General features: G+C 59.3%; 1 protein-coding gene. It reads left to right on the forward strand.

Going from position 1 to position 1389, the window contains the following annotated elements; translation table 11 throughout:
- Positions 1–72 precede the first annotated feature (72 nt).
- The coding region (locus EN964_RS34615; protein ID WP_127277444.1) for a hypothetical protein at positions 73–1389 on the forward strand (1317 nt) is incomplete at its 3' end.

Raw genomic sequence — 1389 nt, forward strand, 5'->3', positions numbered from 1 at the left:
GTTTATGCATGTCGTTCTCCCAAACCAGGACCCACTTTGGGCGACATGCATTAGGTCAAACGGAGAATTCGCGTGAACCGTGCCCTGCCATTCGTTTTCCTCCTTGCGTTGAGCGCGCCTGCGTTCGGTCAGACCGTCGATAGTCAGGGTGCGAAGCAATTATCCGACGACTTGTCCCGCTATGTCGGCAAGCAGGCCATCGACAAAGGCATTTTGAAGGTTTCGCTTGAAGGTGGCGCCTACAGGATCCTGTTCGATTTCAAGGCACTTGCGGCATCGTTTCCGGACCAGAAACTGCTGAAGTTCGACTTCGCGCCCTATGCCCTGATGGTCAAGCCGCGCAGCGACGGGTCCTGGGATGTCTCCATGGATTTCTCCCAAACTGCCTCCTTCGAGTTCAACGGACCCGAAGGGCTGCAAAGCACTCAGTTTTCGATCAAGGACGGCAAGGGTTCGGGCGTCTACGATCCAAATCTGGCGGCCTTCACCAGCGGCACCAGCTCGATGGCCGGCATGACGATGGCATCGAAGGATGCCAAGCAGCACATGGAAGCCAGCACGGGCGCCGGCATCGCGACCGTTGCCGCGACCAAGTCGGCGACCGGGGGCGTCGATTTCACAACCTCGCAAAAGGTGTCGAGCTTTGTCGAAGCGATCGATTTCGACGATCCGGAGAGCGGGTTGAAATTCCCGGTCACCGTCAGGTCGCCGGAACTGTCGGTCGAAGCCAGCGGCAAGGGCGTGCGGACCAAGCCATTGCTCGACCTCCTGGCATTTGCGGTGGCCAACGAGGACGAGGCGACGCTGAAGGCCAACCAGGCGCAGCTCAAATCGCTTCTGCTCGCCGCCTTGCCGCTTTGGCAGCGTATCGACGGGACCTACGGTTTTAAGGATTTCGCGGTGGAAAGCCCGGTCGGCAATTTCGGCGCCACCCAGCTCAGCACCGTGTTCGGCACCGATGGCGTGGCCCAGAACGGCACGATCACGTACGGCATCAAGGCATCGGGGCTGACCGTGCCGACCCAGCTTCTGCCGAGCTGGAGCGTGGGGTTGTTGCCCACCGATGTCGATTTGAACTTTGGCGGCGCCAATATCGATCTCGACAGCATGGCGAAGAAGGCGATCGAAGCTTTTGATCTCAATAAGAATCCGCCGCTGCCGGCCGAATTCGGCGAGCAGCTTAAAGTCGACTTCATGGCCAAGATGCCGAAGGTCGTGCTTGGCCACAGCACCGTGAAGAACAAGGACACGGAGATCGCGCTGGAAGGCGAGATGACATTCCCAGGCGAAAAGCCCGAAGGAAGCGTAACCGTCGATGTCGCCGGCTTCGACAAGCTTGTCGAAGGCCTGCAGGAAGCGGCAAAGTCGGAACCGGAGGTTGGCCAATAC

This window comes from Mesorhizobium sp. M7A.F.Ca.CA.001.10.2.1 (assembly GCF_003998575.1).
Lineage (GTDB): Bacteria > Pseudomonadota > Alphaproteobacteria > Rhizobiales > Rhizobiaceae > Mesorhizobium.